The following is a 1508-nucleotide window of genomic DNA, read 5'->3' on the forward strand; positions in this document are numbered from 1 at the left end:
CCCTGATCGCTGATTCAATTCTCTCGGTGAAGCGGGGGATGTTGGCGATGATGGGACCGAGGCAGGAAGCGCAGGCGGCACTGTTCTACGAGTTCTCGCTGGAAGGTCATGTTCCCCAAGATCATCTACTCCGCTTGATTGATCCCTTTGTCGATCTGAGCAGCATCCGCCCTCACCTCGCTCCTTTCTACAGCCATACCGGGCGCCCTTCGATCGATCCAGAGCTGCTGATCCGCATGCTGCTGGTGGGTTATTGCTTCGGCATCCGCTCGGAGCGCCGGCTCTGCGAGGAGGTTCATCTAAACCTCGCGTATCGGTGGTTCTGTCGGCTCGATTTGAGCGATCCGGTCCCGGATCATTCCAGCTTTTCGAAGAACCGGCACGGCCGTTTCCGCGAGAGTGATTTGCTGCGGCATCTCTTCGAAACCGTCGTCGCACGATGCATCGCCGAGGGGCTGGTCAGCGGACAACGCCTGGCGGTGGATGCCAGCCTGATCGAGGCGGATGCCAACAAACAGAACTCGACGCCGAAGGAGGAGTGGGACCGCACAGCCATCGATCCGGCGGACGCGCCGCGTGCCGTCCAAGAGTATCTCGAAGTGCTGGATCACGAGGCGTTCGGAGCCGCCAGCGAGGTCGAACCGAAATTCACCTCCCATTCCGATCCCGCGAGCCAATGGACGGCAGCGCGCAAGGGCCCAGCATTCTTCTCTTATTCCGACAATTACCTGATCGATACGGACCACGGGGTGATCGTGGATGTCGAGGGAACGCGGTCGATCCGGCAGGCAGAGGTCGGGTCGACACGGACGATGCTGGATCGGGTGAAAGAGAACTTCGATATGGATCCGGACTGGTTGATTGCAGACACGGCCTACGGGTCGGGGCCAATGCTGGGCTGGCTCGTCGACCGCAAGATCGATCCGTACATCCCGGTTATTGACAAGAGCGGTCGTTCGGACGGCACCTGGACCCGGGAGGATTTCGAGTGGGATGCTGAGAACGACCGATACATTTGCCCTGAAGGTCATGAACTCAAGCAGTTTCGCCGGAACTATTCCGACCCCAATCGGGGTCCAACAGGGAAAGGTCGAGCCAAATATCGCGCCCTGAAACTGATCTGTCAGGAGTGTCCATCGAAGGCACGGTGCTGCCCGAATGCTGACGCCAGATCGGTCGCACGCGAGGAACATGAAGACGCCCGCCAGATTGCCCGGGATATTGCCAAGACCGACCAGTACGAGATCGCGATGAGGCTCCGAAAGAAGGTCGAGATGCTCTTCGCGCATCTCAAGCGCATCCTCGGGCTCAACCGGCTCCGATTACGTGGCCCCTGCGGAGCCAATGACGAATTCCTCCTCGCCGCAACCGCCCAGAACCTCAGGAAGCTGGCGAAGATCCTTCCGGCACCGCAGAAACCGCAAACCGCCTGACAGAAAAGGCGCTTGCGCCGTCAGCCAGCCCCCACTTTCTGCGCAAGCGACACGGAGTTTTTCAACGGAATCGGC

1 protein-coding gene is annotated in these 1508 nt (G+C 59.8%); it reads left to right on the forward strand.

Features of this window, described 5'->3' with window-relative positions; translation table 11 throughout:
* Nucleotides 1-47 precede the first annotated feature (47 nt).
* The gene (locus R3X27_RS25475) at nt 48-1433 is read left to right on the forward strand and encodes an IS1182 family transposase (protein ID WP_317711719.1); all 1386 of its coding nucleotides are present in this window, start codon (nt 48-50) and stop codon (nt 1431-1433) included.
* Nucleotides 1434-1508: the final 75 nt, after the last annotated feature.

The sequence above is a fragment of the Tropicimonas sp. TH_r6 genome (assembly GCF_033101155.1).
GTDB lineage: Bacteria > Pseudomonadota > Alphaproteobacteria > Rhodobacterales > Rhodobacteraceae > Tropicimonas.